Annotated in this window: 20 protein-coding genes; 10 read left to right on the forward strand and 10 right to left on the reverse strand. The window is 74.8% G+C overall.

The genetic code is table 11. From position 1 onward, the window contains the following. Positions 1-278: 278 nt before the first annotated feature. A complete protein-coding gene (locus tag ACFV4G_RS03625) occupies positions 279-854 on the forward strand; it encodes a TerD family protein (RefSeq protein WP_329930832.1) in 576 nt (191 codons plus the stop codon). An 80-nt stretch (positions 855-934) separates the two neighbouring features. On the opposite strand, the gene ACFV4G_RS03630 is transcribed toward ACFV4G_RS03625, so the two are convergent. After that, complete coding sequence (locus ACFV4G_RS03630) at positions 935-2,179, reverse strand: monooxygenase (protein ID WP_380436037.1); 1,245 nt, start codon at positions 2,177-2,179, stop codon at positions 935-937. 172 nt (positions 2,180-2,351) lie between these two features. Here ACFV4G_RS03630 and ACFV4G_RS03635 point away from each other — a divergent pair, with 172 nt between their 5' ends. The 3 genes from ACFV4G_RS03635 to ACFV4G_RS03645 all read left to right on the forward strand — a co-directional run bounded on the left by ACFV4G_RS03635 (position 2,352) and on the right by ACFV4G_RS03645 (position 5,954). Further along, positions 2,352-4,544 (forward strand): FAD-dependent oxidoreductase, encoded by a 2,193-nt coding sequence (locus ACFV4G_RS03635; RefSeq protein WP_380436039.1) that lies wholly within the window; start codon positions 2,352-2,354, stop codon positions 4,542-4,544. A gap of 27 nt (positions 4,545-4,571) precedes the next feature. Then, positions 4,572-5,105, forward strand: a complete 534-nt coding sequence (locus ACFV4G_RS03640) for a PadR family transcriptional regulator (protein ID WP_380436041.1) — start codon at positions 4,572-4,574, stop codon at positions 5,103-5,105. A gap of 90 nt (positions 5,106-5,195) precedes the next feature. After that, positions 5,196-5,954, forward strand: a complete 759-nt coding sequence (locus tag ACFV4G_RS03645; protein ID WP_380436043.1) for a hypothetical protein — start codon at positions 5,196-5,198, stop codon at positions 5,952-5,954. An 11-nt stretch (positions 5,955-5,965) separates the two neighbouring features. Here the strand turns inward: ACFV4G_RS03645 and ACFV4G_RS03650 are convergent, their stop codons facing one another. Beyond that, the gene (locus ACFV4G_RS03650; protein ID WP_380436045.1) at positions 5,966-6,133 is read right to left on the reverse strand and encodes a hypothetical protein; all 168 of its coding nucleotides are present in this window, start codon (positions 6,131-6,133) and stop codon (positions 5,966-5,968) included. Between the two features lie 62 nt (positions 6,134-6,195). Further along, on the reverse strand, positions 6,196-6,891 hold the full coding sequence (locus ACFV4G_RS03655) for a hypothetical protein (protein WP_380436047.1): 696 nt from the start codon (positions 6,889-6,891) through the stop codon (positions 6,196-6,198). 291 nt (positions 6,892-7,182) lie between these two features. Between ACFV4G_RS03655 and ACFV4G_RS03660 the strand changes: the two genes are divergently transcribed. Next, positions 7,183-7,425 (forward strand): helix-turn-helix domain-containing protein, encoded by a 243-nt coding sequence (locus ACFV4G_RS03660; RefSeq protein ID WP_380436049.1) that lies wholly within the window; start codon positions 7,183-7,185, stop codon positions 7,423-7,425. 22 nt (positions 7,426-7,447) lie between these two features. Here the strand turns inward: ACFV4G_RS03660 and ACFV4G_RS03665 are convergent, their stop codons facing one another. Beyond that, positions 7,448-10,654, reverse strand: coding sequence for a putative bifunctional diguanylate cyclase/phosphodiesterase (locus ACFV4G_RS03665; protein ID WP_380436051.1), 3,207 nt, complete (start codon positions 10,652-10,654; stop codon positions 7,448-7,450). 233 nt (positions 10,655-10,887) lie between these two features. On the opposite strand from ACFV4G_RS03665, the gene ACFV4G_RS03670 reads away from it, so the two are divergent. The 4 genes from ACFV4G_RS03670 (at position 10,888) to ACFV4G_RS03685 (ending at position 17,568) form a co-directional block, all read left to right on the forward strand. Further along, entirely contained in the window at positions 10,888-14,250 is a 3,363-nt protein-coding gene (locus ACFV4G_RS03670; RefSeq protein WP_380436053.1) for an amino acid adenylation domain-containing protein, read from the forward strand. After that, positions 14,247-14,999, forward strand: a complete 753-nt coding sequence (locus tag ACFV4G_RS03675) for a leucyl/phenylalanyl-tRNA--protein transferase (protein WP_380436055.1) — start codon at positions 14,247-14,249, stop codon at positions 14,997-14,999. Before ACFV4G_RS03670 ends, ACFV4G_RS03675 begins: the two co-directional genes overlap by 4 nt. A 136-nt stretch (positions 15,000-15,135) precedes the next feature. Continuing rightward, positions 15,136-16,683, forward strand: a complete 1,548-nt coding sequence (locus ACFV4G_RS03680; RefSeq protein ID WP_380436057.1) for a hypothetical protein — start codon at positions 15,136-15,138, stop codon at positions 16,681-16,683. 123 nt (positions 16,684-16,806) lie between these two features. Beyond that, positions 16,807-17,568: a serine hydrolase gene (locus ACFV4G_RS03685; protein WP_380436059.1), complete on the forward strand. Its 762-nt coding sequence runs from the start codon at positions 16,807-16,809 to the stop codon at positions 17,566-17,568. A gap of 44 nt (positions 17,569-17,612) precedes the next feature. Here ACFV4G_RS03685 and ACFV4G_RS03690 read toward each other — a convergent pair whose 3' ends face one another. The 6 genes from ACFV4G_RS03690 to ACFV4G_RS03715 all read right to left on the reverse strand — a co-directional run bounded on the left by ACFV4G_RS03690 (position 17,613) and on the right by ACFV4G_RS03715 (position 24,298). Next, positions 17,613-18,746 carry an FAD-dependent monooxygenase gene (locus ACFV4G_RS03690; protein ID WP_380436061.1) on the reverse strand — a complete coding sequence of 378 codons (1,134 nt, stop codon included), beginning with the start codon at positions 18,744-18,746 and terminating at the stop codon, positions 17,613-17,615. A gap of 32 nt (positions 18,747-18,778) precedes the next feature. Beyond that, on the reverse strand, positions 18,779-19,360 hold the full coding sequence (locus ACFV4G_RS03695) for an ATP/GTP-binding protein (protein ID WP_380436063.1): 582 nt from the start codon (positions 19,358-19,360) through the stop codon (positions 18,779-18,781). A 2-nt stretch (positions 19,361-19,362) separates the two neighbouring features. After that, entirely contained in the window at positions 19,363-19,782 is a 420-nt protein-coding gene (locus ACFV4G_RS03700; RefSeq protein ID WP_380436065.1) for a DUF742 domain-containing protein, read from the reverse strand. 5 nt (positions 19,783-19,787) lie between these two features. Further along, complete coding sequence (locus tag ACFV4G_RS03705) at positions 19,788-20,249, reverse strand: roadblock/LC7 domain-containing protein (protein WP_380436067.1); 462 nt, start codon at positions 20,247-20,249, stop codon at positions 19,788-19,790. Beyond that, a complete protein-coding gene (locus ACFV4G_RS03710) occupies positions 20,246-23,182 on the reverse strand; it encodes a nitrate- and nitrite sensing domain-containing protein (protein WP_380436069.1) in 2,937 nt (978 codons plus the stop codon). The genes ACFV4G_RS03705 and ACFV4G_RS03710 overlap by 4 nt, the downstream gene beginning before the upstream one ends. A 423-nt stretch (positions 23,183-23,605) precedes the next feature. Continuing rightward, a complete protein-coding gene (locus ACFV4G_RS03715; protein ID WP_380436227.1) occupies positions 23,606-24,298 on the reverse strand; it encodes a FadR/GntR family transcriptional regulator in 693 nt (230 codons plus the stop codon). 365 nt (positions 24,299-24,663) lie between these two features. On the opposite strand from ACFV4G_RS03715, the gene ACFV4G_RS03720 reads away from it, so the two are divergent. Beyond that, complete coding sequence (locus tag ACFV4G_RS03720; RefSeq protein WP_380436071.1) at positions 24,664-26,295, forward strand: 2-isopropylmalate synthase; 1,632 nt, start codon at positions 24,664-24,666, stop codon at positions 26,293-26,295. Positions 26,296-26,515: the final 220 nt, after the last annotated feature.

A 26,515-nucleotide genomic window follows, 5' to 3' on the forward strand; every position in this document is an offset into this window, starting at 1 on the left:
GGGGCGGGGCGCCCCGCCCGCACGGCCAGTGTAGGTCGGCCGCCCCGGCCGGGCCCGTCCGTGCGGAAGCCGGGCCCGTCCGCGTGGAAACCCGGCCCGTCCGCGTGGAAACCGGGCCGGCCGCTGGAAACCCGGTGGTCGCGGAGCTGCGCGGGCCGCGGCCGGTTCCCGCGCGCGTCCCTGAGAAAAGCCGGGGGTCGGCAGCGACCGCAGGTGGATTCTCGTGATCTCTACAGTGTTGTAGATTCCTCGGCAGGGAGAGATCCGAGGAGGGAATCGTGGGAGTTTCGCTGGCCAAGGGCGGCAACGTCTCGCTGAGCAAGGAGGCGCCCGGTCTGAGCGCCGTGATCATCGGGCTCGGCTGGGACGTCCGGACCACCACCGGTGCGGACTACGACCTGGACGCCAGCGCGCTGCTCTGCAACGCCCTCGGCAAGGTCGTGTCGGACCAGCACTTCGTGTTCTTCAACAACCTGCGCAGCCCGGAGGGTTCGGTCGAGCACAGCGGCGACAACCTGACCGGTGGCGGCGACGGTGACGACGAGCAGATCAAGGTCGACCTGGCCCGGGTGCCCGCCGACGTGGCGAAGGTGGTCTTCCCGGTGTCGATCTACGACGCCGACGCCCGCATGCAGAACTTCGGGCAGGTCCGCAACGCATTCATCCGCGTCGTCAACCAGGCCAACGGGCAGGAGATCGCCCGCTACGACCTGAGCGAGGACGCCTCCACCGAGACCGCGATGGTCTTCGGCGAGCTGTACCGCAACGGCGGCGAGTGGAAGTTCCGCGCGATAGGCCAGGGCTACGCCTCCGGCCTGCGCGGCATCGCGAGCGACTACGGCGTCAACGTCTGACCGTCCGGCCCGTCTTCACGGGCCCAGGCGGTGTGCCGAGCGGGCCGCGCGACATGCGCGGCCCGCTCGTCCGCGTTCGTTCAGGTCCCCGGCCGTGAGCCGAGGGGGCTGCCGCCGAAACCCCCGCTGCCGGTGACCTGTCGGTGCCACCAGTCGGCCATCGCGGGTTCGTCCATGGCCGACCAGTCCGGCGCGTCGACGACCTGCGCCGCGCCGAGCCGGCGGCCCAGGTCCACCAACTCCAGCCCCGCCGTGCCCCGTTCGCGCTCGTAGACGGACAGTGCGGCGGTCCACGAACCGTCGGCGCCGCGCACTGCCTCCTCGAAGGCGTGCGCGTCCTGGAGGGCCTTCACCGCGCCGCTGGTGTTGTGCGGGCGCACGACCGTGGCGGCGTCGCCGGCGAGCAGCAGGCGCCCGGCCGTGCGCCGCGGGGTCGCGAGGTCGTAGATCGGCTGGAGGAAGGTGCGCTCCGGCGGGGTCAGGGTGACCACGGCAGCCCAGTACGGCGGCAGCCGCCGTTCGGCGAGCTCGGCGAGTTCGTCCGCGCGCCCGGCGTCCAGCGCGCCCGCCGGGATGCTGGTCGGGCCGCTCAGGCGCAGCCAGTCGGGGGTGGGTGCGTAGAAGACCCAGTTCACCTGGGTGGTGCCGGGGTCGACGCCCGGGATGCGGTAGAGCACGACCTGGCCGCCCGGGTAGCAGACCGTCGCGCACTCCTCCTCCGGCCAGGCCCGCGCCCCGCCGGGCAGCTGTTCCAGCAGCGTGGCGTCGTAACTGCCGCGCCAGCACACGTACCCGGCGTACTCGGGTCCCACCTGCGGGCAGACGGCCTCGCGGACCGCCGAGCGGTAGCCGTCCGCGCCGATCACCAGGTCGTACGGCTCGCGGCCCCCGTGGCCGTCGGCCACCCAGGCGCCGTCGCCGTCGCCGTCGCCGACCTCCGTGACCGTCGTGCCGAGGCGGAACTCGACGTTGGCGGGCGTCCGTGCGCGCAGGGACTGCCAGAGCACGCCCCAGTGGAACGAGTGGAACTCGAACGGCTGGGTCCACAGCCGCCGTCCGCGCGCGTCGCCGCCCGGCGTGTCGTCGCGGGTGACCCAGCGGCGCAGGGCGAGGCGGTGGCGGCGGACGTCCGCCGGGACGTGCCCGGCGTCGACGAGCTCGGTGAAGCGGGCGTCCTGCATGCAGAGGCCGACGCCGCGGTCCTCCAGCAGGCCCGGACTGCGCTCCAGGACCACGACCTGCTCGGCCCCCTGCCGGGCCGCCGCCCGGGCGAAGGCGCTTCCGGCGATGCTGCCGCCGACCACGGCGATCGAGCCACCCCTCATGTCCGTCCCCTCCTGTGCATCCGATTGCCCGACTGCTTCGAATGATTCGACTGCTCCGGCGTTGCCCGTGCCAGGACGATACCGCCGCGCCATTATGCAACTAGTTGCACATGGCTCCGGGCGTCCCCTACCCTGCGGTAACCAGAGCACCCCCGCCCTCCAGGAGACGTCGATGAGCGCCACGCCCGGCAGCCCCTACCCCCACCTGCTCAGCCCGCTCGACCTCGGCTTCACCACCCTGCCCAACCGCGTGGTGATGGGCTCGATGCACGTCGGCCTGGAGGAGGCCCCCGACGGCTTCGACCGCATGGCCGCCTTCTACGCCGAGCGCGCCCGCGGCGGCGTCGGCCTGATCGTCACCGGCGGCATCGCCCCCAACGAGGCCGGGCGCCCCTGGGAGGGCGGCGCGATGCTCACCACCGAGGAGGAAGCGGACAAGCACCGCGTCGTCACCGACGCCGTGCACGCGGCCGGCGGCAGGATCGCGATGCAGATCCTCCACTTCGGCCGCTACGCCTACCACCGCGACCTCGTCGCCCCCAGCGCGCTCCAGGCGCCGATCAGCCCGTTCGTCCCGAACGCGCTCACCGCCGAGCAGGTCGAGCAGACCGTCGAGGACTTCGTGCGCTGCGCCGAGCTCGCCCGCCGCGCCGGCTACGACGGCGTCGAGATCATGGGCTCCGAGGGCTACCTGATCAACGAGTTCGTCGTCGCGGCCACCAACCGGCGCGAGGACGAGTGGGGCGGGCCGTACGAGCGGCGGATGCGCTTCCCGGTCGAGATCGTCCGCCGGGTCCGCGAGCGGGTCGGCGAGGACTTCATCATCGTCTACCGCCTCTCCATGCTCGACCTCGTGCCCGGCGGCTCCACCCTCGCCGAGGTCGTGCAGCTCGCCCAGGCCGTCGAGGCGGCCGGCGCGAGCATCATCAACACCGGCATCGGCTGGCACGAGGCCCGCATCCCCACCATCGCCACCTCGGTGCCGCGCGGCGGCTTCGCGTGGGTCACCAAGAAGGTGATGGGCTCGGTCGGCATCCCGCTCGTCACCACCAACCGCATCAACACCCCGGAGATGGGGGGGGGGGGGGGGGGGCCGGGGGGCCCCCCCCCGGGGGCGGGGGGGGCGCCCCCCCCGGCGCGCCCCCCCCCCGAACCGCCCCACACACTCTCTCGCCCCCCACGGGACACCCCGCGGGCGCCCGCCCCCCGGCGGGCGCCCCCGGCCCCGGCCGCCCCCCGGCCCCCCCACGGCTACGCCGACCTGGTGTCGATGGCCCGCCCGCTGCTCGCCGACGCCGACTTCGTCGCCAAGGCCGCCGACGGCCGCGCCGACTCCATCAACACCTGCATCGGCTGCAACCAGGCCTGCCTCGACCACACCTTCAACCTCCAGATCACCTCCTGCCTGGTCAACCCGCGCGCCTGCCACGAGACCGAGCTCGTGCTCTCGCCGACCAAGCTCCGCAAGCGCATCGGCGTCGTCGGGGCCGGCCCGGCCGGGCTCGCGTTCACCGTCTCGGCCGCCGAACGCGGCCACGACGTCACGCTGTTCGACGCGGCCGACGCGATCGGCGGGCAGCTGAACATCGCCCGCCGCATCCCCGGCAAGGAGGAGTTCGACGAGACGCTGCGCTACTACCGCACCCGGCTGGCCGAGCTGGGCGTCACCCAGCGCCTCGGCGCCGTCGTCACCGCCGAACAGCTCACCGCCGAGGGCTTCGACGAGATCGTCCTCGCCACCGGCGTCACCCCCCGCACCCCCGCGGACCTCCCCGGCGTCGACCACCCCAGCGTGGTCGGCTACCTCGACGTCCTGCGCGACGGCGCCCACGTCGGCGAGCGCGTCGCGATCCTCGGCGCCGGCGGCATCGGCTTCGACGTCGCCGAGTACCTCACCGACCAGGGCGACGCCGCCAGCCTCAACCCGCCCGCCTTCCAGGCCAAGTGGGGCATCGACGCGGAGTACCGGGAGCGCGGCGGCCTGCGCCGGCCCGAGCAGCCCAAGCCCCCGCGCCAGGTGCACCTGCTCCAGCGCAAGACCACCAAGGTCGGCGCCGGACTCGGCAAGACCACCGGCTGGATCCACCGCACCGAACTCAAGCACCGCGGCGTCAAGATGGTCGCCGGCGTCACCTACGACCTCATCGACGACGCCGGACTGCACGTCACCATCGACGGCGAGCGCCAGCTCCTGCCCGTCGACACCGTCGTGCTCTGCACCGGCCAGGAACCGCGCCGCGACCTCGACGCCGAGCTGCGCGCCCTCGGCCGCACCCCGCACCTGATCGGCGGCGCCGACGTGGCCGCCGAACTCGACGCCAAGCGGGCCATCAAGCAGGGCACCGAGCTGGCGGCGGCGCTGTAGTCGCGAACGGCCCCTAGGATCGACCGCATGTCGCTGCCCCACGCCATCCTCACCGCCCTGCTGGAGAGACCCTCCTCGGGACTGGAGCTGACCAGGCGCTTCGACAAGTCGATCGGTTTCTTCTGGCCCGCGACCCACCAGCAGATCTACCGCGAGCTGGGCCGGCTGGAGGCCTCCGGACACATCCGGGCCCTCCCGCAGGCCGGCCCGGCCCGCGGCCAGAAGAAGGAGTACGAGGTGCTGGCGGCCGGCCGCGCCGAGCTCGAACGCTGGACGGCCGAGGGCTCCGACCCGCGGGCCGTCCGCGAACCGCTGCTGCTGCGGCTGCGCGCCGCGGCCGTCGTCGGCTCCGCCGGTCTCGACGCCGAGCTCCGGCGGCATCTCGCTCTTCACCAGGCGCAGTTGGCCGACTACCTGCGGATCGAGCAGCACGACTTCCCGGCCGAACGCGCCGACGACGAGAACCGGCTCCAGCACGCCGTGCTGCGGGCCGGCATCGGTCTGGAGACGTTCTGGGTGGAGTGGCTCACCGCGACCCTGGACGCGCTGCCGGCCGACTGACCTGCGGCTTTCCGTCCCCGCGCGCTCCCCGCCGACCCCGGTGGGACACTGGTGGCCTGTCCCTGCCCGAACTCTCGACCGGGGGCCCGCATGTCTCACTCCAGGCCGCTCCACGCCCTCACCGCCGCAGCGCTCGTCGCGGCGGTCGTCTTAGGCCCGGCGCACCTGGCCGCCGCGGCGCCGGCGCAGGACCTCCCCACGGCCGACCAGCTCAAGGCGGCGCTGCTCACCGTCGACGACGTCGGCCCCGGCTACACCGAGGTCCCCACCACCAGCAGCCCCGCCCCCGGCGAGAACCCCTCCCCGGCCAGCGGCTGCGACGCCCTCAGCGCGCTCATCAACATGCACGCGGACGCCACCCCGACGCCCGGGAGCCCGCACGTCGAGGCCGAACTCGACGGCGAGGACGGCAACCCGATGGTGACCGAGAACCTCACCGCCGAGGACGCGGGCAAGCTCACCACCGACTTCAACACCGCCACCGACGCGTTCCGCACCTGCCACCAGATCACCTTCAACGCGGGCACCGAGGACTCGGTGAGCTTCACCGTCGCCCCCGTGACTCTCGGCGACCGCCCCGACGCCCCCGCCGTCCGCCTCGACGGCACCCTGGCCGGCGTCCAGCTCAACGCCTACATCGGCATCGAGCGCTTCGGCACGGTCGCGATGGTCTTCGGTTTCTTCCAGCGCCAGGACGCGGGCTCCCAGGAGGCGTCCTTCCAGTACCGCACCGCCGTGGCCAAGGCCGAACGCACCCTCGGTTCCACGGCCGGCAGCACCGCGCCCCCGACCCTGCCCACGACCACCCGGTCCGGCGGCACGTCCGGCACCCAGCCCGCGGCGGTCTGAGCCGGCGGCGCTCAGCCGATGACGACCATTCCGGCCATGGCGACGACGAACCCGGGCAGGGCCCAGCGCCAGTCGCTGCCGCCGGCGGCCGTCTTCGCGCGGGGGACGTTGCGGGAGTGGGCGAGGAGGCCCAGGCCGACGAGGAAGATCGGCCAGCCGATGAGGTGCCGGAGCAGCATGGGCCGAGCCTATCCGGCCACGGCACCGGGGCGTGTCTTTCGGATCGGCCGGGAGCGGACCTCTACCGGTCGGCGTCCTCGGCCAGTTGGAGGCGCAGGTGGGCGGGGCAGGCCGGGTTGGCGGCGACCCGGGCGCGGACGCGCGGGCTGCGGTCGCGGGCGAGCCTGGCCAGGACATCGGGCGGGCAGTGCGGGTTGCCGGCGCCCCACTCGCGTTCGCGCCGGTAGGCGGAGGCCGCGGCGGTGCGGAGGAGGGCGGCGTCCGTGGTGCGGGCGAGGGCCCACCAGCGGACGTACCGGTGGGGGTCGCGGACGGCCGCGTCGACGAGTGCGGGCGGGGCGGCCGGGTTGGTGACGACCGAGATCCGCACCTCCACGTCCGGGTCGCCGCCGAGGCGCTGCAGCGCGGCGGCGGGGGTGTGCGGGTTGCCCGCGGCGGCGTTGCGCACCGGCCGGCTGCCGCGCAGGGCGGCCTGGTACAGGGCGCGTTCGGAGCGGGTGCGGGTCACCGCGTGGACGCGGACGGCCTCGTGGCGGTCGGTGGCGAGCCGGTCGACGACGTCGGCCGGTGCGGTCGCGTACCGGGCGACGGCGAGGCGGACGGCCGACGAGGTGCTCGCCGCCAGGGTGCGCAGCACCTCGTCGGGCAGGCCGTCCCGCAGGGCCGGGCGTTCGCCCTCGTGACACCAGGCGGGCGCGGCGAGCGCCCGCCCGCAGCCGTCGGCGTACGTCTCCCCGCAGAGCAACTCCCCGTCCACAGTGGCCTCCTGAGCGCGCGCAGCCCGTTCTGCCACGGTAAGGGCGCACTGGCGGCGACGGGTACGGCGCCCGGGGGCGCGTCGGCGGCCGGGTGGCGTCGCGCGGTTCCGGGGCCGCCCGTGATCCGCTCGGCGGAAGCGGCGGCCGGGCCGTCAAGTGCCCGAACTCCCAAGCGGCGGTCAAGAATTCTTGACCGCCGCTTCGAACGCCCGGACCCGGCGGTGTGCCACGCTGTGCGCCGAACCGCCGTGCGTGCGCGTGCCGACGACGCGTGCCGACGAGGAGACGCCGTGAGCAAGCCGAGACGCCCGATCGAGGACTTCCCCGCCCACCCGGCCGGCGACCCGGCCGCAGACCTCGCCCACGCGGTCCGCGAGCGCCGCACCGCCCTCGGGATCTCCGTCGAAGACCTGGCGGAGCAAACGAAGTTGACGGCGCGTCAGATCCGTGCGATCGAGGCCGGCCACGCCGCGCCGACCCTGCCGCTCCTGACCGCCCTCGCCGCAGCGCTGCGCACCGCGTTCACCGCCTAGTGCCGTGGCGCTCGGGAGTGTCCTAGCGGGCTCCCGGCTGCGCAGGCTCGTTCGTCGTCGTGCGCACGAGCGCTCGCGCCTGCTCGGAGGTGAGCGGGTGGGCGAAGAGGTAGCCCTGGCCGAGCGGGCAGCCCATGGCGGCGAGCAGGTCGCGCTGTTCGGGGTGCTCGATGCCCTCGGCGATCACCTGGACGCCGAGCGTGTCGGCGATCCGGGCGATGCCCTCGACGAGGGCGTACTGCTGCTGCGAGGAGCCGAGGCCGTCGATGAACGACTTGTCGATCTTCAGGATCGAGATGGGGAACTCGCGCAGGTAGGACAGCGAGGAGTAGCCCGTCCCGAAGTCGTCGATGGCGATGCCGACGCCGAGACCGGAGAGGGTGGTCATGTCGTCGTGGACGCGCTCGTCGCGGCGCATCAGCACCGACTCGGTGAGCTCCAGGACGAGCGTGCGCGGGTCGATCCCGGAGGTCGCGACCGCGTGCCGCACGACGTCGACGAAGCCCGCGTCGCGGAACTGCCGGGCGGAGACGTTGACGTTGACGCGCAGCGGCGGCCGCCCGGTGGCGGCGCGGGCGGCGGAGCTCACCGCGTGCCACGCGGCGGCCTCCTGGGCGGCGCGTTCGAGGACCCACGCGCCGAGCGGGACGATCTGGCCGCTCTCCTCCGCGAGGGCGATGAACTCGTCGGGCAGCACCATGCCGCGCCGGTCGTGCGGCCAGCGGACCAGGGCCTCGAAGGAGACCAGGTCGCCGGTGCGCAGGTCGACGATCGGCTGGTAGTACAGCTTGAACGCGGACTCGGCGATCGCGGTGTCCAGGTTCTCGTTCAGCTCGTGCCGCTCCACCAGCCCGGCCTGGAAGGCCGGCTGGTAGTGGCAGGACTGGCGGCGCCCGGCCGCCTTCGCCGAGTAGAGCGCGAGGTCGGCGTGGGTGAGCAGCTCGGCGGCGTCCACGCTGTCCTCGGTCGTCGCCACGCCGATGCTCGCCGTCACCCGCACCGAGCCCGCGCTCAGCTTGAACGGCTCGGCGAACACCGACAGCACGCCCTCGGCGATCGCGTCGACGTCGTCCGGGCGCAGCACGTCCTCCACCAGCACCGCGAACTCGTCGCCGCCGAGGCGCGCCGCGGTGTCGGAGGAGCGCAGCGCGGTGGAGACCCGCAGTGAGACGGCGACCAGCAGTTCGTCGCCCACCGCGTGGCCCTGGGTGTCGTTGACCACCTTGAAGTCGTCGAGGTCGATGAACAGGACCCCGGTGACGGCGCCGCTGCGCTCGCCGCGCGACAGCGCGTGGCCGACCCGGTCCAGGAACAGGACGCGGTTGGCGAGGCCGGTGAGCGAGTCGTGGAAGGCGCGGTGGGTGAGCTCGCGCTCCATGCGGCGCTGGTCGGTGACGTCACGCAGGGTGAGCACCAGGCCGCCGACGGTCGGGTCGCTGCGGAGGTCGGTGTGGCGGACCTCGGCCTCGATGGGGGTGCGGTCGGTGCGCAGCAGCCGCCAGTGGTGGTCGCGCTGCTGCTCGCGGTGGGCTTCGCGGGGCCGGTCGCCGGCGTGCTCGTGCGTCGCCGCCCGGTCGGCGGGCCCGCGCATGCGGGCCAGCGCCTTGCCGACGGCCCGGCTGTCCTCCGGCGGCACGAGCTCGGTGAACTGGGTGCCCTCCAGGTCCGGGTAGCCGAGGACGCGCTCGGCCGAGGACGAGGCGTAGCGGATGCCGTCGTCGGCGTCGAGGATCAGGATGACGTCGCTCGCGTTCTGCACGAGGGTGCGGAAGTACAGCTCGCTGTTGCGGCGGATGATCTCCCGGCTCAGCATGACGCGCTCGACGGCCAGGGCCGCCTGGGCGGCGAGGATCTCCAGCGAGCCCCACAGGCTGGTGAGCTCCTGCTCGGTGCCGGTGACGATGAGCGCGCCGATCAGCGGGTCGCCGGAGGGGCGTTCGGCGAGGGTGAGCGGGCACAGGAGCGCGGAGGGCATGCCGTCGGGGCGGGTGGCGAGGCCGCTGCCGATGTCCTCGACCGGCAGGAGGCGGGTCTCGCGGTAGGCGGCGAGCGCCAGCACCTCGTCCGGGCCCCCGGGGTGCTCCGCGGCGGTGTGCCGGGCCGCGCCGCGCTCGGCGTGCCGGACGTGCAGGACGCCGCCCTCGGTGACGGCGAGCAGCGCGACGTGCCCGGCCTCGGCGGGCATCAGGGTGGAGGCGGCGGCCTGGACGGCGTCGGCGACCTCCTCGACGGTGACGGCGGCGGTGAGCGAGGCCCCGGCCACGCGCAGTGCGCGCTCGCGGCCGACGGCCTGCCGGCGGGCCACCACGACGACCGCGAGGCGGGCCAGGACCAGGAGGTAGAGCAGGGCGGAGAAGGCGCCGATCACGCCCGCGTTGCTGGTGTTGCCGTTCAGCGACTCGATGATCAGGATCGCCGGGGCGATCAGCGAGGCGAGCGTGAGCAGCGCGAGCCGGCCGCGCCCGAGGTCGGGCTGCTGGGTGGGCACCGGCCGGGTCAGCTCGACCATGGACGGGTGCAGCGCGGCGGCGCCCCACGCGGTGTAGAAGGCGGCCCAGCCGAGTTCGACCGGCCCGCCGATGCGCCAGGTGCCGTGCAGCTGGATCAGCCCGTACAGGACGTCCGAGGTCAGGATGCCGAGGGTGCCGACGGTGAGCAGCTGCAGGGAGCGGCTGTTGCCGCCGCGCGGGGTCAGCAGGCGCAGCAGCAGGGCGAGCACGACGACGTCGCCGAGCGGGTAGGCGATGGAGACGGCCTTCGGGAACCAGTCGAGGTCGGCGTTCCGGGCGTACGGGAGGATCAGGTAGATCCAGGAGAGCAGGGCGAGGCCCATGGTGAGGATCAGGGCGTCCAGCAGGCCCGCGCGGTCCTGATGGGCCGTCCGCCAGCGGATGAAGCCGAGCACGCCGGCCGCGTACAGCACGAACTCGGCGAGGTAGAAGCCGTCGGCCACCGACGGGAACGGGTTGTTCAGGTGCAGGATCTGCAACTGGACGGCCTGGACGACCTCGCCCGCGGTGAAGCTGAGGTTCGCGAGCGCCAGCAGGTACCAGGGCAGCGCGTGGGACGGGCGGTTGAGGCGGACACCGATGACGATGGCGGCCACGCCGCCCAGCCCGATGCCCGTCCACCAGACGATCCGCTGCGAGGGGTCGGAGTAGTAGGCCGAGACGAAGGCCACCATCCACAGCAGGTAACCGACCATCAGGCGTTGTCGCCGGCGTGTCAACGAGGCTACCTCCTCCGCGACTTCACCCCGCCGCTCGGGCGGGAGCGCGTGACGGGGGCGCGCGTGTCGCCGGACGCCCGGTCGCCGGGCGTCCGGTCCTGGGGCGCCCGGTCCCGTCCGGTGCCGGGACTTCCGGCGGATCGCCACCGGACGTTCCCAATGTGCCGTGAGTGCGTATAGTCGGAAATGTCGCACCTCCCAGCATTCTGCCGCCACACCACGAGGTCAAGCCGGTGGACGACGCAGTCGACAGCGCACAGGGCGCACCGAAGGAAGCGGGCCCCGGCCGTCACGCCGTGGTCCGCAATGACAACGGTCAGTATGCGATCTGGCCCGGCGACTTGACGGTTCCGGGCGGCTGGCGGCGCGTCTTCGGGCCGGCCGGGCGGGCCGAGTGCCGTGCGCACGTCGAGCGGGAATGGCGGCCGGACGACCTCGGGTTCGCGGCCTCCGGGCGACCGGGAGGCCATGAGGCCGCCGCCCGGCCGCCCGCCGGCTTCGCGGGCACCGTGCACGGGCTGTTCCGGGCGCGGGCCGCGCACGACCCGGAGGCGGTCGCGGTGATCGCCGACGACACCACGCTGAGTTACCGCGAACTGGACCGGCGCAGCGACCGGCTGGCGGCCGCGCTGCAGGCCCGCGGCGTCGGGGCGGAGCGGGTCGTGCCGGTCTGCCTGCCGCGCGGCGCGGACCTGGTCGTCGCGTGGCTGGGGGTGCTCAAGGCGGGTGGGGCCTTCCTGCCGCTGGACCCGGCCAACCCGGAGCGGCGGCAGGCCCGGCTCGTCGAGGACTGCGGGGCACGGGTGGGGATCGGCGCCGTGCCGGGGGTGGAGACCGTCCCGGTGGACGGCCCGGCGGCGCAGGGCCCCGTACCCGACGCCGCGGCCCCCGACGACCTCGCCTACCTGATCTACACCTCCGGCACCACCGGCACCCCCAAGGGCGTCCCGGTCACGCACCGTTCGCTCGTCTTCACGCTCGACCGCGTCATCCACGCCTACGGCCTCACCCCCGGCGACCGCGTCCTGCAGCTCGCCGCGCTCGGCTTCGACACCGCCCTCGAACAGGTGCTCGCCGCCCTGCTCTCCGGTGCCACCCTCGTCCTCGGCGGCAGCCGCACCTGGGCGCCCTTCGAACTCGTCGCCCGGCTGCGCGAACTCGGCCTCGCCGTCGCCGACCTCACCCCCGCCTACTGGCACCACGTGCTCGCGCTGCTCCCCGCCGGCGGGCCGGGGCCGCGGGCGCTGCGGCTGCTCGTCGTCGGCGGGGACGTCGTGCACGCCGACGACTGCCGCACCTGCCTGGAGCGGCTGCCCGGCGTCCGGCTGGTCAACGCGTACGGCGTCACCGAGGCGGCCGTCACCTCCACGCTGTGCGAGGTGACGCCCGCGGTGCTGGACGGCGGCGCGGCCGCGGCGGCGGCGCCGGTACCGATCGGCCGGCCGCTGCCGGGCGTGCGGGTGCACGTCCTCGACGCCCGGATGAGCCCCGTGCGGCCCGGCGAGAAGGGCGAGATCCACCTCGGCGGGCCCGGCCTCGCCCGCGGCTACTGGCGGGCCCCCGGGCTCACCGCAGAATCGTTCCTGCCCGACCCGTACGCCGCCGTCCCCGGCGAGCGGATGTACCGCACCGGCGACGCCGGACGCTGGCGGGCCGACGGGCAGCTGGAGATCCTCGGCCGCTTCGACGACCAGGTCAAGGTGCACGGCTACCGGGTCGACCCGGCGGAGATCGAGGCCGTCCTGGCCGGCCACCCCGACGTCCGGCAGGCCCGGGTCGCCGCCGACGGCGACCCGGCCGGCGGCCCCCGCCGCCTCACCGCCTACTACACGCTCGTCGAGCACGCCGCCGCCGACGGCGGGCGCCGCGACGGCCTCCGCGCCTACCTGGCCGAGCGGCTGCCCGCGTACATGGTCCCGGCCTCCTTCGTGCCGCTGGACGCCATGCCGCTCACCCCGGCCGGCAAGATCGACCGCCGCCGCCTCCCGCAGGCCGAGCCGCAGGCGCGCGGGGCCGGCCGGAGCTCCACCGCGAGCTCCACCACGAGCTCCGTCACCGGCGGCGCCGTCACGAACTCCACCGCGGGCGCCGTCGCGAGCCCCGGAACGGGCGCCGGGCCGGGCGCCGCCGGCGCGGTCGAGGACGCCGTCGGACACCTGTGGGCCGAACTGCTCGACGTCGAACTCGTCCACCCCGCCGACGACTTCTTCGCCCTCGGCGGCACCTCCCTGCTCGCCATGGAGATGCTCGCCCGCGCCCGCCTCGTCTTCGGCATCGACGTCACCCGCATCCGCGCCCTCACCCGCGCCCTCCTGCGCGACGCCACGCTGCGCGCCTTCGCCACCGCCGTACGGGACGCGCGGGCCGGCGGCACCGGCTCCCGCGAGACCGCCGTCGACTGGGCCGCCGAGGCCGAACTCGGCCACCCCGTCGGCCAGTCCTGGCGCCCCGCGCCCTGCCGCGCCGAACCCGCCGAGATCCTGCTCACCGGCGCCACCGGCTTCTGCGGCGCCCACCTGCTGAACGCCCTGCTCGCCACCACCGGCGCCCGCATCCACTGCCTGGTCCGCGCCCCCGACGAGGAACACGCCCTCGAACGGCTGCGCGCCACCCAGCAGCGCTTCCTGCGCCACGACCTGGCGGACGCCCGGGTCGTGCCGGTGGTCGGCGACCTCGGCGAACCACTTCTCGGCCTGACGCAGCGTCAGTTCGACTGGATGGCGCAGAACCTGGACGCCGTCCACCACCTCGGCGGGCAGGTCAACTTCATCTACCCCTACCACCAGCTGCGCGGCCCCAACGTCGGCGGCACCCGCGAGGTCGTCCGCCTCGCCGGGCTCAGCCGGGGCGTGCCCGTGCACTACCTCTCCACGCTCGCCGTCATCGCCGGGTTCGGCGCGGCCGGCATCCGCGAGGTCACCGAGCGGACGCCGCTCGCGCACCCGGACCGGCTGGGCGTCGGGTACGTGGAGAGCAAGTGGGTGGCCGAACAGCTGCTGCACAACGCCGCCGCGGCCGGACTGCCCGTCACCGTGCTGCGCACCAACGACGTCACCGGGGACCTGGCGACCGGCGTCATGAACCACGGGACGGAGATGTGCGCGCTCATCAAGTACCTGGCGGACAGCGGCACCTGCCCCGACGTGCGGCTCGCGCTCGACTACGTCCCCGCCGACCGCTTCGCCCGCGCGGTCGTCCACATCGCCGCCCACGCGCCCGCCGACGGCGAGGTGTACCACGTGACCTCGCCCCTGCCCGCCGACCTCTCCGACCTCGCCGAACGGCTCCGGGTGCGCGGCTACCCCGTGGCCCCGATACCGTACCGGGACTGGGTGCAGGGCCTCGTCCGGTACGCCGCCGCGCACCCGACCCACCCGATCGCCCCGTTCGTCCCGCTGTTCGTCGACCGGGCCCCGGGAGCGGCGATGTCGATCAGCGAGATGTACTTCCAGCCGACCTTCCCGCGCTTCGACCGGACGCACACCGAGGCGGCGCTGGCGGGCAGCGGCATCCGGCTCCCGGCGGTGGACGCCGAACTGCTCGACCTCTACCTCGGGCAGCTGGAGGCGGACGGGTACCTGGGGGCGGGAGCGTGAACGCCTTCGCCGGGGTGGACCTGCGGGCCGCGCCCGGCGACGGGCCGGTGGCGTTCGGGGCGGGGCTCGGGGCCGAGGAGATCCTCGCCGCCTACCGGTGCGGGCTCTTCCCCCTGCCGGCCGCCGACGAGTTCGCGATCGCTTACAACGAGGCGCGGTTCGAGGAGGCCGTCGAGGCGGGGGAGATCGCCCTGCTCGGCGGCGACGACCCGTACGCCGTCGCCTGGTGGTCGCCCGACCCCCGGCCCGTCATCCGGCCCGGCGGGGTCCGGCTCGGGCAGCGGCTCGCGCGCCGGCTGCGCAACCGGCTCGGGTGGTGGACCAGCGCCGACCTGGCCTTCGGCGAGGTCCTCGCGCGGTGCGCCGAGGGGCGCCAACCGGCCTGGCTGGTCGCAGAGTTGCTCGACGGCCTGGCCGGGCTGCACGCGCTCGGCGCCGCCCACAGCGGCGAGGTGTGGGAGGGGGAGGAGCTGATCGGCGGGGTCTTCGGCGTCGCCGCCGGGCCCGTCCTCAGCCTCGACTCGATGTTCCACCGCCGGCCCGACGCGGCCCGCGTCGCCGTCGCCGACCTCGCCGCCCGCTTCACCGCCGCCGGGGGCCGGCTCCTCGACGCGCAGTGGGACGGCCCGCACGTGCGCAGTCTCGGCGCGGTGCCGCTGCCCCGTGCCGACTACCTGGAGGAACTCGCGGCGCCCGCGGACCTCCGGCCGCTGGACACCGACCGGCTGCCGGCGGCCCGGCTGGGCTGAGGTGGGCCTGGCTGGGCTGAGCCGGGCTGGGCTGGGCTGAGGTGGGCTGGGGCGAGCCGCCCGCCGAACCAGTGGCCCCTTACCCGACTTGGCCTGTCTTCGACAAAATTATTCCCCGTCAGTAACATGGCGCCGCGTGTTCAACAGCTCGATAGGCAGGGCCGTCCGCCCCGCCCTCCTCACCCTCGTCCTGACCGGGGTCGCCGCGTGCGGGCCGACGTCCACCGGTACCCCCCAGGCCGCCACCGAGCCGGCCGCTACCCCCGTCGCCGCCACGGCGACCGACACCGGTCCGGCCGGTGTCGCCCCGACCTCCGGCGCCCCTCGCGCCCGCGCCACCACGGCCGCCGCCGCGCCCACCGGGCGCCCGACGGCGGCCGCGACCGTCGCGGCGGCCCCCGCCGGAGCCCAGCAGGCCGCCATCGGCACGCCGGGCAAGGACGGTGGCGCCGTCACCGCCACCGCGAAGAACCTCCAGCTCACGGCGTACGACCCGGCCGGCGGCACGGCCGTCCTGTCGGCCGCCCCGGGCACGGCTGCCCCGGGCACGGCCGCGCCGACCGCGAGCCCGAGCGCCCCGTCGGCCGCGCCGTCGAAGGCCTCGCCGAGCGCGTCCGCGAGCGCCGCTGCCGCCGTGCAGCCCGGTGCGCTGATCGCCAGCCCGCCGACCGCCGCCGCGCCCCAGGGCGCGCTCGTCGCCGTCACCGGCGTCCAGCCCGGCGCCGGCGACAGCATCAAGCTCGCCACCCGCCCGGCCACGCTCGCCGAACTGCTCGGCGGCACCGAGGCGGACGGCAAGGTCGCCGTCGACCCGCATGGCATCAAGGTGACGCCGCTGGTCAAGGACCTCAAGGCGACCGTCGGCGCCGGCTCCGGCGGCGTGCAGGCCGACGCCTCCGGCACGCTGGAGGTCGACGTCAACGCCCCGATCCCGCTGCCCGAGGGCGCGAGCGTGGCGGCGACCGGCTCCCTCCAGCTGCACCCCGCCGTCCACTTCGCCTACCACGGCGCCGCCGCGGGCAGCCCGCGCACGGCGTCCATCGGCTTCGACCTCGGGGCCAACGCCCACTGGAAGGTCACCGGCGACCTCGCCCGCAGCACCGGCGCGGCGCCCATAAGGCTGCCGTTCGCCAAGCTCCAGGCGAGCCCGGTGCTGACCGTCGCGGGCCTGCCCGTCGTGGTCAACCTCGGCCTCACCTGCTACCTGGAGATCAGCGCCGACGGCCAGGTCCACGTCGAGGCCGAGCAGGAGGCCACCGGCACGTGGTCGGTGCGCGCCGACTACACCGGCGGCAAGGGCTGGGCCCCGATCAGCGACGCCGCCGACACCAAGGTCTCCCCGGTCCACCTGCGGCTGAACGGCAAGGCCGGGGTTCGCGCCGCGCTCGGCGCCGAGGCCAGCGTCGGCCTGTACGACACGGTCGGCGTGGAGACCACCGTCGCGCCCTACCTGAGCGCGAAGGCGGAGGGCTCGCTGAGCGCCGACGTTCCGGGCGGCACCCCGCAGGCGCAGGGCAGCTGGTCGGTGGTCGGCGGCATCGACCTGAACGGCGCGCTCACCGCGCACCTGAAGATCTTCGGCACCCCGATCATCGAGGGCAAGCTCCCGCTGCCGCCCTTCCATCGCGAATGGCCCCTCCTCGCGGGCACGGCCGCCCTCCCGTCCCCGCGCCCGAGTAGCTGACGTACCGACAGCTGACGGGTGACAGATAACAGATAACAGCTGACAGATAACAGAGTTTGAAATCTGTTATCTGTCAGCTGTTTTTTGTTCGCCGCCGGCCGCCCCCGGGCCTACGCTTGCCGGATGTTGTCTGTGGTGGTGGCTCCCTGGGGGAGCGGTGAGCCGGTGTTCGGGCGCGCGGCGGACGTGCGGCACTACGCGGCGAGCACGATGAAGGTCGCCGTGCTCGCGGCGCTGCACCGCAGCGGCGTCGACCTGGACGCCGAGGTGCCCGTGGTGAACCGGTTCGACTCGGCGGTGGGCGGCGAGTTCGCCAACTCCCGTGACGGCGACGGCGATCAGCTGCCCTGGGAGCTCCTCGGCGGCACCGCGCCGCTGCGCACGCTCGCCGAGCGGATGATCACCCACTCCTCCAACCTCGCCACCAACCTGTGCCTCGCCGCCGTCGGCCCCGAGGCGGTGGCCGGGGTCTGGCGGCGGGCCGGGGCGACGCACAGCGCCACCCCGCGCGGGATCGAGGACGCCGCCGCGCGCGAGGCCGGTGTCGACAACCTGGTGACCGCCCGCGACCTCGTCCGGCTCCTGCGCTCCCTGGACGGCGAGCCCGAGCTGCTGGCCCTCCTGGAGCGCAACGCCTACCGGGTGGACCTCGCGGCCGGACTGCCGCCGGGCACCCGGATCGCGTTCAAGAACGGCTGGGTCACCGGCGCCCGGCACAGCGTGGGCGTCGTCTACCCGGACGACTGCCCGCCCTACCTGATCGCCGTCTGCTACACCGGCCCGCTCGCCTCCGGCCACGGCACCGCCGACCCGGCGGCCCGGTTGGTCGCGCGGATCTCGGCGGCGGTCTGGGACCGCCGCCGGGACGTCACCGCCCGACCGTGAACCGGACCGCCGTCAGCGCGGCGGGTCGTCAGTACGGCGGGTCGTCAGTACGGCTTGACGAGTACGTGCGCCGCGCCCGGGATGCCGACCTTCAGCAGCTCGTCCTCCTCCGGCGTCGTGGGCGTTCCGGTCTCCTGCTTGAGGATCGCGCGGGAGAGCGCCTGCACCCAGAGCGCGCGCGGGCGGCGGCGCTCCTCCCAGGCGGTGAGGGCGGCCTCGACGGAGTCGGCGGCGTCGAGGCTCAGCGCGAGCACGAGCGCGTCCTCGACGGCCATGGCCGCGCCCTGGGCGAGGTGCGGGGTGCTGGCGTGGGCGGCGTCGCCGGCGAGGGCGACGCGTCCGATGTGCCAGGGCTCCTCGACGGTCACCTGGGAGATGCGCGAGTAGACCACCGCGGCCGGGTCGGTGACCTGGGCGAGGGCTTCGGCGACGGGGCCGCCGAAGCCGGCCAGGCGCTCGGCGAGCTGCTCGTGGGCGCGCTCCGGGTCCGGCCTGAAGTCCTCGGGCTCGGCGAACACCGATCCCAGGTACATGAGTTCGGTGCTGATCGGGGTGAGCAGCGCCTTGGCCGCCAGGTTCCCGGCGGACATCACGACGCCCCGTACCTCGGGCGAACGCGGCAGCGTGACACGCCAGTTGGCGAAGCCGGTGTACTCGGGCGGGTACTTCTCCCCGTACAGGCGCCTGCGCAGCGGCGAGCCGATGCCGTCGAAGCCGACCACGAGGTCGTAGCGGCCGCCGTGGCCGTCGGTGAGGGTGACGTCCACCCCGTCGGCGTCGTCGGCGAGTTCGGCGATCGTCGTGCCGAAGCGCAGGCGGGCCCCGGCCGCGGTGGCGGCGGCGCCGAGCAGCTCGGCGAGGGCGGGCCGCGGGATGCCGTTGTTGGCGGGGGCGTCGCCCATGCGGGGCTGCGGGATCCGGGCGAGCGTGGCGCCGGCCGGGTCGCAGATGGTCAGCACCTCCCACTCGAAGCCGGCGGCCAGGCAGGCGTCCAGGACGCCGATCTCGCGCATCACGTGCAGGGCGTTGGACGGCTGGATGATGCCGACGCCCAGCGCCTCCAGGCCGTCGCGCAGTTCGGCGACGTCGACGTGGTGGCCGCGCCGGGCGAGGGCGGTGGCGAGGGTGAGGCCGCCGATGCCGCCGCCGTGGATGAGGACGCGCAGGGGAGAGGTCATGCGGGGCTCCAGGGAGTGAAGGGCGAGCCGGATCAGCCGACGGGGGCGGCGGTGCCGGCGAGGTCCATCAGGTGGTCGACGAGGGCGAGCAGGAGGTCCCGTCCGAAGGCCCGTTCGCGGACGTCGCCGATCAGCATCGGCACCTGCGGGTCGAGGTCGAGCGCGGCCCGGATCTCGTCGGGGGTGCGGGTGTTGTGGCCGTGGAAGCAGTTGATCGCGACCACGAACGGGATGCCCCGGCTCTCGAAGAAGTCGATGGAGGCGAAACTGGTGTCCAGCCGCCGGGTGTCGGCGATGACGATGCCGCCGAGGGCGCCGTTGACCAGGTCGTTCCACATGAACCAGAAGCGCTCCTGGCCGGGGGTGCCGAACAGGTAGACGACGAGTTCCGGGCTGACGGTGATCCGCCCGAAGTCGAGCGCGACGGTCGTGGTGTCCTTCTGGTCGACGCCGGCCAGGTCGTCGACGCCGACGCTGGCCTTGGTCAGGTACTCCTCGGTGCGCAGCGGGGCGACCTCGCTGACCGTGCCGACGAGGGTGGTCTTGCCGACGCCGAAGCCGCCCGCGATGAGGATCTTGACGGCGGCGGGGGCCGCGGGGTGGGGTGTTGCCATGGTCACAGTCTCCGGAGTCCTTCGCGTACGGCCGTGAGCAGGCCGAGGTCCGCGCCGCCGGCGGCCCGGGCCACCGAGAGCGGCGCACGGGCCCGCAGCAGGCCCTGGGCGATCAGGTCGCCGAGCAGGATCTTGGTGACCGACACCGGGAGGTCCAGGCCGGCCGCCACCTCGGCGACCGCGGCCGGGCGGCGGCAGCGGTCGAGGATCGCCCGGTGTTCGGGCTGGAGGGCGCGGACGCCGCCGCGGCTGCGCGCGAGGGCCCGGGCGGCCTCCTCCTCGTCGGTGGTGAGCACCGTGATCAGGGTGAGGTCGTCGCGTTCGGGCGCGGTGCGGCCGCGGGTGATGGTGTACGGGCGCACCATCGTCCCGGCGGCGAAGTCGTCGTCCTCGTCGTCGAGTTCGCTCCAGTGCGGGCCCACCCGCGTCAGCCCCGTCCGGTGGCGCCGGGCCGGCGGGCGGCGAAGGCGTCGAACGAGCCGGGGGCGGCCTCGCCGCGGACGGGGGTGCCGAGCTTCTGGCCGACCTGCTGCACCAGGGTGTGCATGGCCACCGACATCACCTCGGCGTCGACCTCCTGGGAGGCGACGACGGCGAGGTGGGTGCCCTGGGCGGCGGCGATGACGAACAGCCAGCACTCGGCGAGCTCGACGATCACCTGGTGGACCGGCCCGCCGTCGAAGAGCTGGCCGACGCCGCGGGCCAGGCTCTGCTGGCCGGTGGCGACGGCGGCCAGGCGCTCGGCGTCGGCGCGCTCGATGCTGCGGGAGTGACTGACGACCAGGCCGTCGTCGGAGAGCAGGACGGCGTTCCTGGTCCCGGGGACCGAGTCGACGAGTCCGTCCAGCAGCCAGTCGATGTCCTGGTGGGTGGCGATCGTGCGGTTCATGACTGGTCATCCGTTCGTGTCGTTCGGGGGTCCGCGGCCGGCAGCGCCCAGGGCGAGGGCTCCGGTGCGTGCGTCGGGGAGCCGGCCGGGGCGGTGGGGGGAACCGGCGGGGTGGCGGTCCGGGGGAGGGGGGTCTCGCCGCTTTCCTGGGAGCCGCCCTGGAGGCCCTGCGCGCGGGCGGCGCGGGACTGGCGCTGGAAGGCGCCGATGGTGGCGCCGGAGCGGCGCACCGGGCGCTGGAACGGGCCGCCGGCGGGCTGCCCGTCCGCCACGGGGGCGGCCGGGGCGGGCCGCTGGGGCTCCGTCTGCTCGCCGGGCGGCGGCGGGACGCGCAGCTCGGCCGCGAGGCTGGCCTGGCGGATGCGCTGCGGCAGCGGCGGCTGGTGGCCGTCGGCGGGGCTGAGCGGCACGGCGGAGGCGTACTCGCGGCGGCGGCGCCGCTCGGCCAGCCGGTAGTGGTCGGCCGGGCGGTACTGCTCGTCGGCGTACGGGGCCTCGGCGTCCGTCACCAGGGCGTAGGCGATGTCCGGGTAGGCGGGGGCGTCGTGGGCCTCGTGGGCGGGCGCGTCGTGCGAGGGCGCCTGGTCGAGGGCCGTGTCCGGGGCCGGGGAGCTGTGCTCGATCGGCTGGTCGGCGTGCTGTGCGCTGCGCCGGCCGGGGTGGTGAGCGCCGTGCGGGTCGGCGTACGGGTCGCCGTGCGGGTCGGCGTACGGGTCGGCGTACGGGTCGGCGTACGGGTCGGGAGACGGGCCGCCCTGCGGCGCGGCGAGTGGTGCGGCGTCCGGCACGACGAGTGGTGCGGCGTGCCGGCCTGCGGGCTCGAACGCCCCGACCGCTGCCCCGGCCGGTGCCCCGGTGGCCGGCTCGGCGTGCCCGGCGTACTCGATGTGCCCGGAGGACCCGGAGGACCCGGAGGACCCGGAGGACCCGGAGGACCCGGAGGACCCGGCGGGTCCGGCCAGGGCGTGGCCCCCGCCGGTCACCCCGAAGGAGTCCGCCGGGGAGAGCGCGTGGACCGGCCGCGCCTCGGGCGCCTCGTTGGACGCCGTCATCAGCGCCTTGCGCGAGCGCCGCACGAGCGGGATCGGCCCGGCGGCCGTGGCCGGCGCGTGGGCGGCGTCGGGCAGCCCGGCGTCGCCGTCGATGACGAGCTCGGACGGCACGAGGACGACCACCCGGGTGCCGCCGAACGCGGAGGGGCGGAACTCGACCTTCAGGCCGGTGTTGGCGGCCAGCCGGGCGACGACGTGGAAGCCGAGGCGGATGTCGTCCCCGCGCTCCAGGACGTCGATGCGGGCGGGCGGGCGGAGCATCAGCGCGTTGGCCGCGTCGTACTGCTCCGGGTCCATGCCGAGGCCGCGGTCCTCGATCTCCACCGCGAGCCCGCGCCCGACCATGGCGGCCCTGACCTCCACCGGCGTCGGCGGCTTGGAGAAGGTGGTGGCGTTCTCCATCAGCTCGGCGAGCACGTGGGCGACCGGCCCGACGGCCCGCTCGGAGAGCCAGGGGTGGCCCTCGACGTCCAGCATGATCCGCCGGTAGTCCTGCACCTCGCCCTGCGCGGCGCGCAGCACGTCCAGCAGCGGGACGGGCTTGCGCCAGCGCCGCTGCGGCTGGCCGCCGGCCATGATGACGAGGTTCTCCTCGTAGCGGCGCAGGCGCGCGGTGAGGTGGTCGAGGTCGAACAGGCCCTCCAGGACCTCCGGGTCCTCGTGCTTGCGCTCCAGCTCGTCCAGGCGCCGCAGCTGGCGGCCGATCAGCAGCTGGGTGCGGCGGGCGATGCGCTGGAGCAGCCGCTCGAAGCCGCGGTGCTGCTCGGCCTGCCGCACGGCGGTCTCCAGGGCGGAGGTGCGGGCGGCGTTGAGCGCCTGGCCGAGGGTGGCGAGTTCGTCGGTGCCGCCGCCGCGCAGGGTGCCGGCGGCGGCCGTGATCGCGCGGCTCTCGGCCTCGACGTCGACCTGTTCGCCGCGCCCGAGGCGCTCCACGACCTCGGGCAGGGTGCGCTCCAGCGCCTCGGCCTGGGTCTGGAGCTCCTTGATCCGGCGGCGCAGCGAGCGGCTGAGGCGCCAGCTCGCGATGCCGATCCCGACGACGGCGACCAGGCCGACGACGGCGGTCAGCACGACGGTGGTCAGGAGCGAGACGATGGAGTCCAGGCCGACCTTGACCACGCCGTCGGTGCGGGTCTCGATCGCCTTGACGAGCTGCGGGTTGACCTGGTCGACGGCCTGGCGCCACTGGTCCTGCATCGGCGGCAGCTTGACCGTGGCGCCGCCCGGCTCGGCGGCCGTCGGCCTGGTCAGCGCCTGCTCGACGGCCGTCTTGGCCTGCCAGGACGGGCTGTTCATCAGGTCGTGCCAGGCCGGGGCCTCCGCGGCGGGGACGTACGGCGCGATCTGGACGGCGAACAGGTGGTCCTGCGCCCCGATCGCCTCCTGCACAAGCTGGTACTCGGCGACGCCGAGCCGCCCGGAGGGCCAGCCGCGGGCCAGGATCGCGTCCTCGCGGGCGAGCATCTCCTTGGCCCAGAAGGCGTTGACGAGGGTCTTGGAGATCCAGGTGATCTCACCGGTGTCGACGTGGCTTAGCGCGGTGAACAGCCGCAGGTCCACGGCGATCAGGTCGGTGTAGTAGGCGTACAGCGACTGCTGGTCGATGGTGGCGCGGTCGACGGCGGCCCGCTGCTCGCCGAGCCGGCCGAGCGCCTGGCGGGCCTCGGCGACGGCGGTGCGCACCTCGGCGGGGGCCTCGTCGGCGGTCTCGCCGGAGAGCGCCTGGAACTGGCGCACCGCGTCGTCCGTCAGTTGCCGCTGCCTGCGTAGCTGGTCGGCGTTGGCGCCGGGCCGGGCGAGCGCCTCGGCGCTGAGCCGGCGCTCCTCCTGGAGGTTGTAGTAGACGATGTTGGACGGCTGGCCGGCCTTCTGGGCGAGCATGCCCTGGGCGGCCTGCCGCTGGAAGGAGGAGAGCGTCTCGCCGCTGGTGACCGCCCAGAGCAGGGCGAGGGCGATGCTGGGGACGACGGCCAGGACGAGCAGCGCCGTCCGCAGGGACAGGCGCGGACGCCTGCGGGGGGCCTTCGGCGTCGGGGGCCGCCGATTCGCACGCGCGCGCAGAGCTGACTCCTTAGGGCGGGCTTTTTGACGAAGCGATACTAGTCATACCGTGTTATTGGAGTGAAAGCCCGTTCGCCGTCTGGACGGTGCTCATGCACCGCTTCGACACAATGTCATCTCCCCGTTGACCGTTCGTCAGCGAACGACACCTGTTCGGAGCCGTGCGGCCCAGTGTCATGGACGTGGCCGCCCGGAAGGTGGCGCCCGCGTGAAGAGTGTGTGACGTCCATCGCGGACATGCCATCAGGTCCTGAGCAGCCGCGCCCGCGTGGCCTCCAGCTCCTCCGCGAGCACCCGTCCGGCCTCCTCGGCGTCCGCGCGGTGCAGCGCCCCGACGAGGCCGGCGTGGGCGTCGTGGCCGTGGTCCGGGTCCCCGGCGCGCAGCCCCAGCAGCCCGACGAGCGCGACCAGGTGCTCCCGCAGGACGGGGACGAACTGGGCGAACAGGTCGTCCAGCACCGGGTTGTGAGCCGCCGCCACGACGGCGGTGTGCAGCGCGATGTCCGCGTCGACGAAGGCCCCGTCGTCCGCCGCGCCGGCCGCGAGTCGTGCCGCGAGCGCGGTGTCGACGGCGGCCAGGTCGGCGTCCGTCCGCCGGGTCGCCGCCAGCCGGGCCGCCTGCACCTCGACCATCGTGCGGACCTCGTAGACGTGCGCGAGCTCCGCCCGGCGCAGCCGGGTCGCCCAGTCCCCGGCCGGCCGGTCCGCGGTCACGAAGACGCCCGCGCCCTGGCGGCTCTGCACGAGGCCGGCCCCCGCCAGCGCGCGCAGCGCCTCGCGGACGGTCGAGCGGCCGACGCCGAGCTCCTTCGCCAGCGCGACCTCGCCGGGCAGCTTGCCGCCGACCGGCCAGTGTCCGGAGGTGATCTGCTCCTCGATCCGCGCGGCGGCCTGTTCGGCCAGGGGGGAGGGGCGCAGGGGGCCGATCGGGGACATCGCGTTCACCTGTCAGGTTGTCTGAGGAGTTGTGGTGTGGCTAGTCTACCGGCCATGCAGCAGCGGCGTCTCCTCCTCGGCGGCCGCAGCGGGGTCTGACCGGACCGGCACCCCGCTGCGGGGCGCCGTCCTGCCGGTCACCGGTACTCACCGAAGGACCCCGCATGCCCGTCCCGACCCCGCGCACGCCCACTTCTCACGCGACGCCGCCTCACGCGACGCCCTCCCATGCAACGCCCCGTCACGCGACGCCCAGCCACGCAACGCCCAGTCATGCAACGCCCCATCACACGACGACCCTGCGCGCTCCGGCCGGTCCCGTCCCGGCCGGCGCCCCCGCCTGGAACCCCCAGCGCGGCGGCACGATGCCCTCCCACCGCTACCGTCCCGCCCACGAGCGGGTCCACGTGCCCGCGTTGCTGCGGCGCTGGCCCGGGCAGCGGATCGAGCGGGCCCCGCTGTGGGTGCCCGTCGACCTGCGCGACGGCAACCAGGCACTCGCCGAGCCGATGGACCCGGCGCGCAAGCAGCGGATGTTCGACCTGTTCCTGGCCATGGGCTTCAAGGAGATCGAGGTCGGCTACCCCTCCGCCAGCCGGGCCGACTTCGACTTCGTGCGCCAACTCGCCACCGTGCCGGGGGCGGTGCCGGAGGACGTCACGATCGTCGTCTTCACCGCCGCCCGCGCCGACCTCATCGACCGCACCTTCGAGGCCGTCGAGGGCCTGCCGCGGGTGGTCGTCCACCTCTACACCGCGACCGCCCCGGTCTGGCGGGACGTCGTCCTCGGCCGGGGCCGGGAGGAGGTGCGCGAGCTGATCGTCGGGGCCGCCGAGCACATGGCCCGGCGGGCCGAGGGGCGCGAGGGCGTGCGCTTCCAGTTCTCGCCCGAGGTGTTCAACCTGACCGAGCCGGACTACGTCCTGGAGGTGTGCAACGGCCTCACCGCGCTGTGGGACGCGAGCCCCGACCGCCCGGTGGTCCACAACCTGCCCGCGACCGTCGAGATCGCCACCCCCAACGTCTACGCCGACCAGATCGAGTACCTGCACCGCCACCTGGAGCGGCGAGAGTCGGTCGTCCTCTCCGTCCACCCGCACAACGACCGCGGCACGGGCGTCGCGTGCGCCGAACTCGCCGTCCTGGCCGGGGCGCAGCGCGTCGAGGGCTGCCTGTTCGGCAACGGCGAGCGCACCGGCAACGTCGACCTGGTGACGCTCGCGCTGAACCTGCACACCCAGGGCGTCGACCCGATGCTCGACCTCTCCGACATCGACGCCGTCCGGCGCACCGTCGAGCACTGCAACCGGCTGCCGGTGCCCGAGCGGCACCCGTACGCCGGGGACCTCGTCCACACCGCCTTCTCCGGCACCCACCAGGACGCCATCAGGAAGGGCCTCGCCCACCACGCCAAGGTGGCCGCCGGGTTGGGCGTGCCGGAGCGGGAGGCGCCGTGGGACGTGCCCTACCTGCCGATCGACCCGGCGGACCTCGGGCGCGACTACGAGGCCGTGATCCGGGTCAACAGCCAGTCCGGCAAGGGCGGGATCGCCTACCTCCTGCAGACCGGGCACGGGCTGGAGCTGCCCCGGCGGCTCCAGATCGAGTTCTCGCGCGTCGTGCAGGAGGCGACGGACGACAGCGGGCGCGAGGTGACGGGGGAGGAGCTGTACGCGCTGTTCCGCACCGAGTACCTGGACGCGGCGCCGCCGTGGGCGTGGACGGTCACCGGCGACCGGGCCGAGGTCGACGGCCGGACGGGCACGGGCTCCGGCCCGCTGGACGCGGTGGCCGACGCGCTGGGCGTGGAGATCCTGCACTTCAGCGAACACGCCGTCGGGTCGGGCCCGGACGCGGTCGCCTACGTGGAGGCCCGGGTGGGCGACGAGGTGCGCTGGGGCGCCGGGCGCGACGCGTCGGTCCTGACGGCGGGCGTGCGGGCGGTGCTCAGCGCCGTCGGCCGCGCGAGGGGTGTGGAGCCGGGCGCGCGCGGCTGATCCTGCGGGGCTGATCGTGCGGGGCTGATCGTGCGGGGATGAGCCCCCATGGATGAGCAGGCAGGGGGACGAGCAGGCAGGGGGATGAGCGCGCGGGGCGATGAGCGTGCGGGAGTGGGGGGGGGGGGCGCGCCCGCCGCCGAACACCACCCCGGCGGCCCCGGCGGGGGTGGGGGGTGGCGCGGGCAGCAAGAGAGCCCCCCCCGCCCACCCCCCGACC

The organism is Kitasatospora sp. NPDC059747 (genome assembly GCF_042732955.1).
Taxonomy (GTDB): Bacteria; Actinomycetota; Actinomycetes; order Streptomycetales; family Streptomycetaceae; genus Kitasatospora.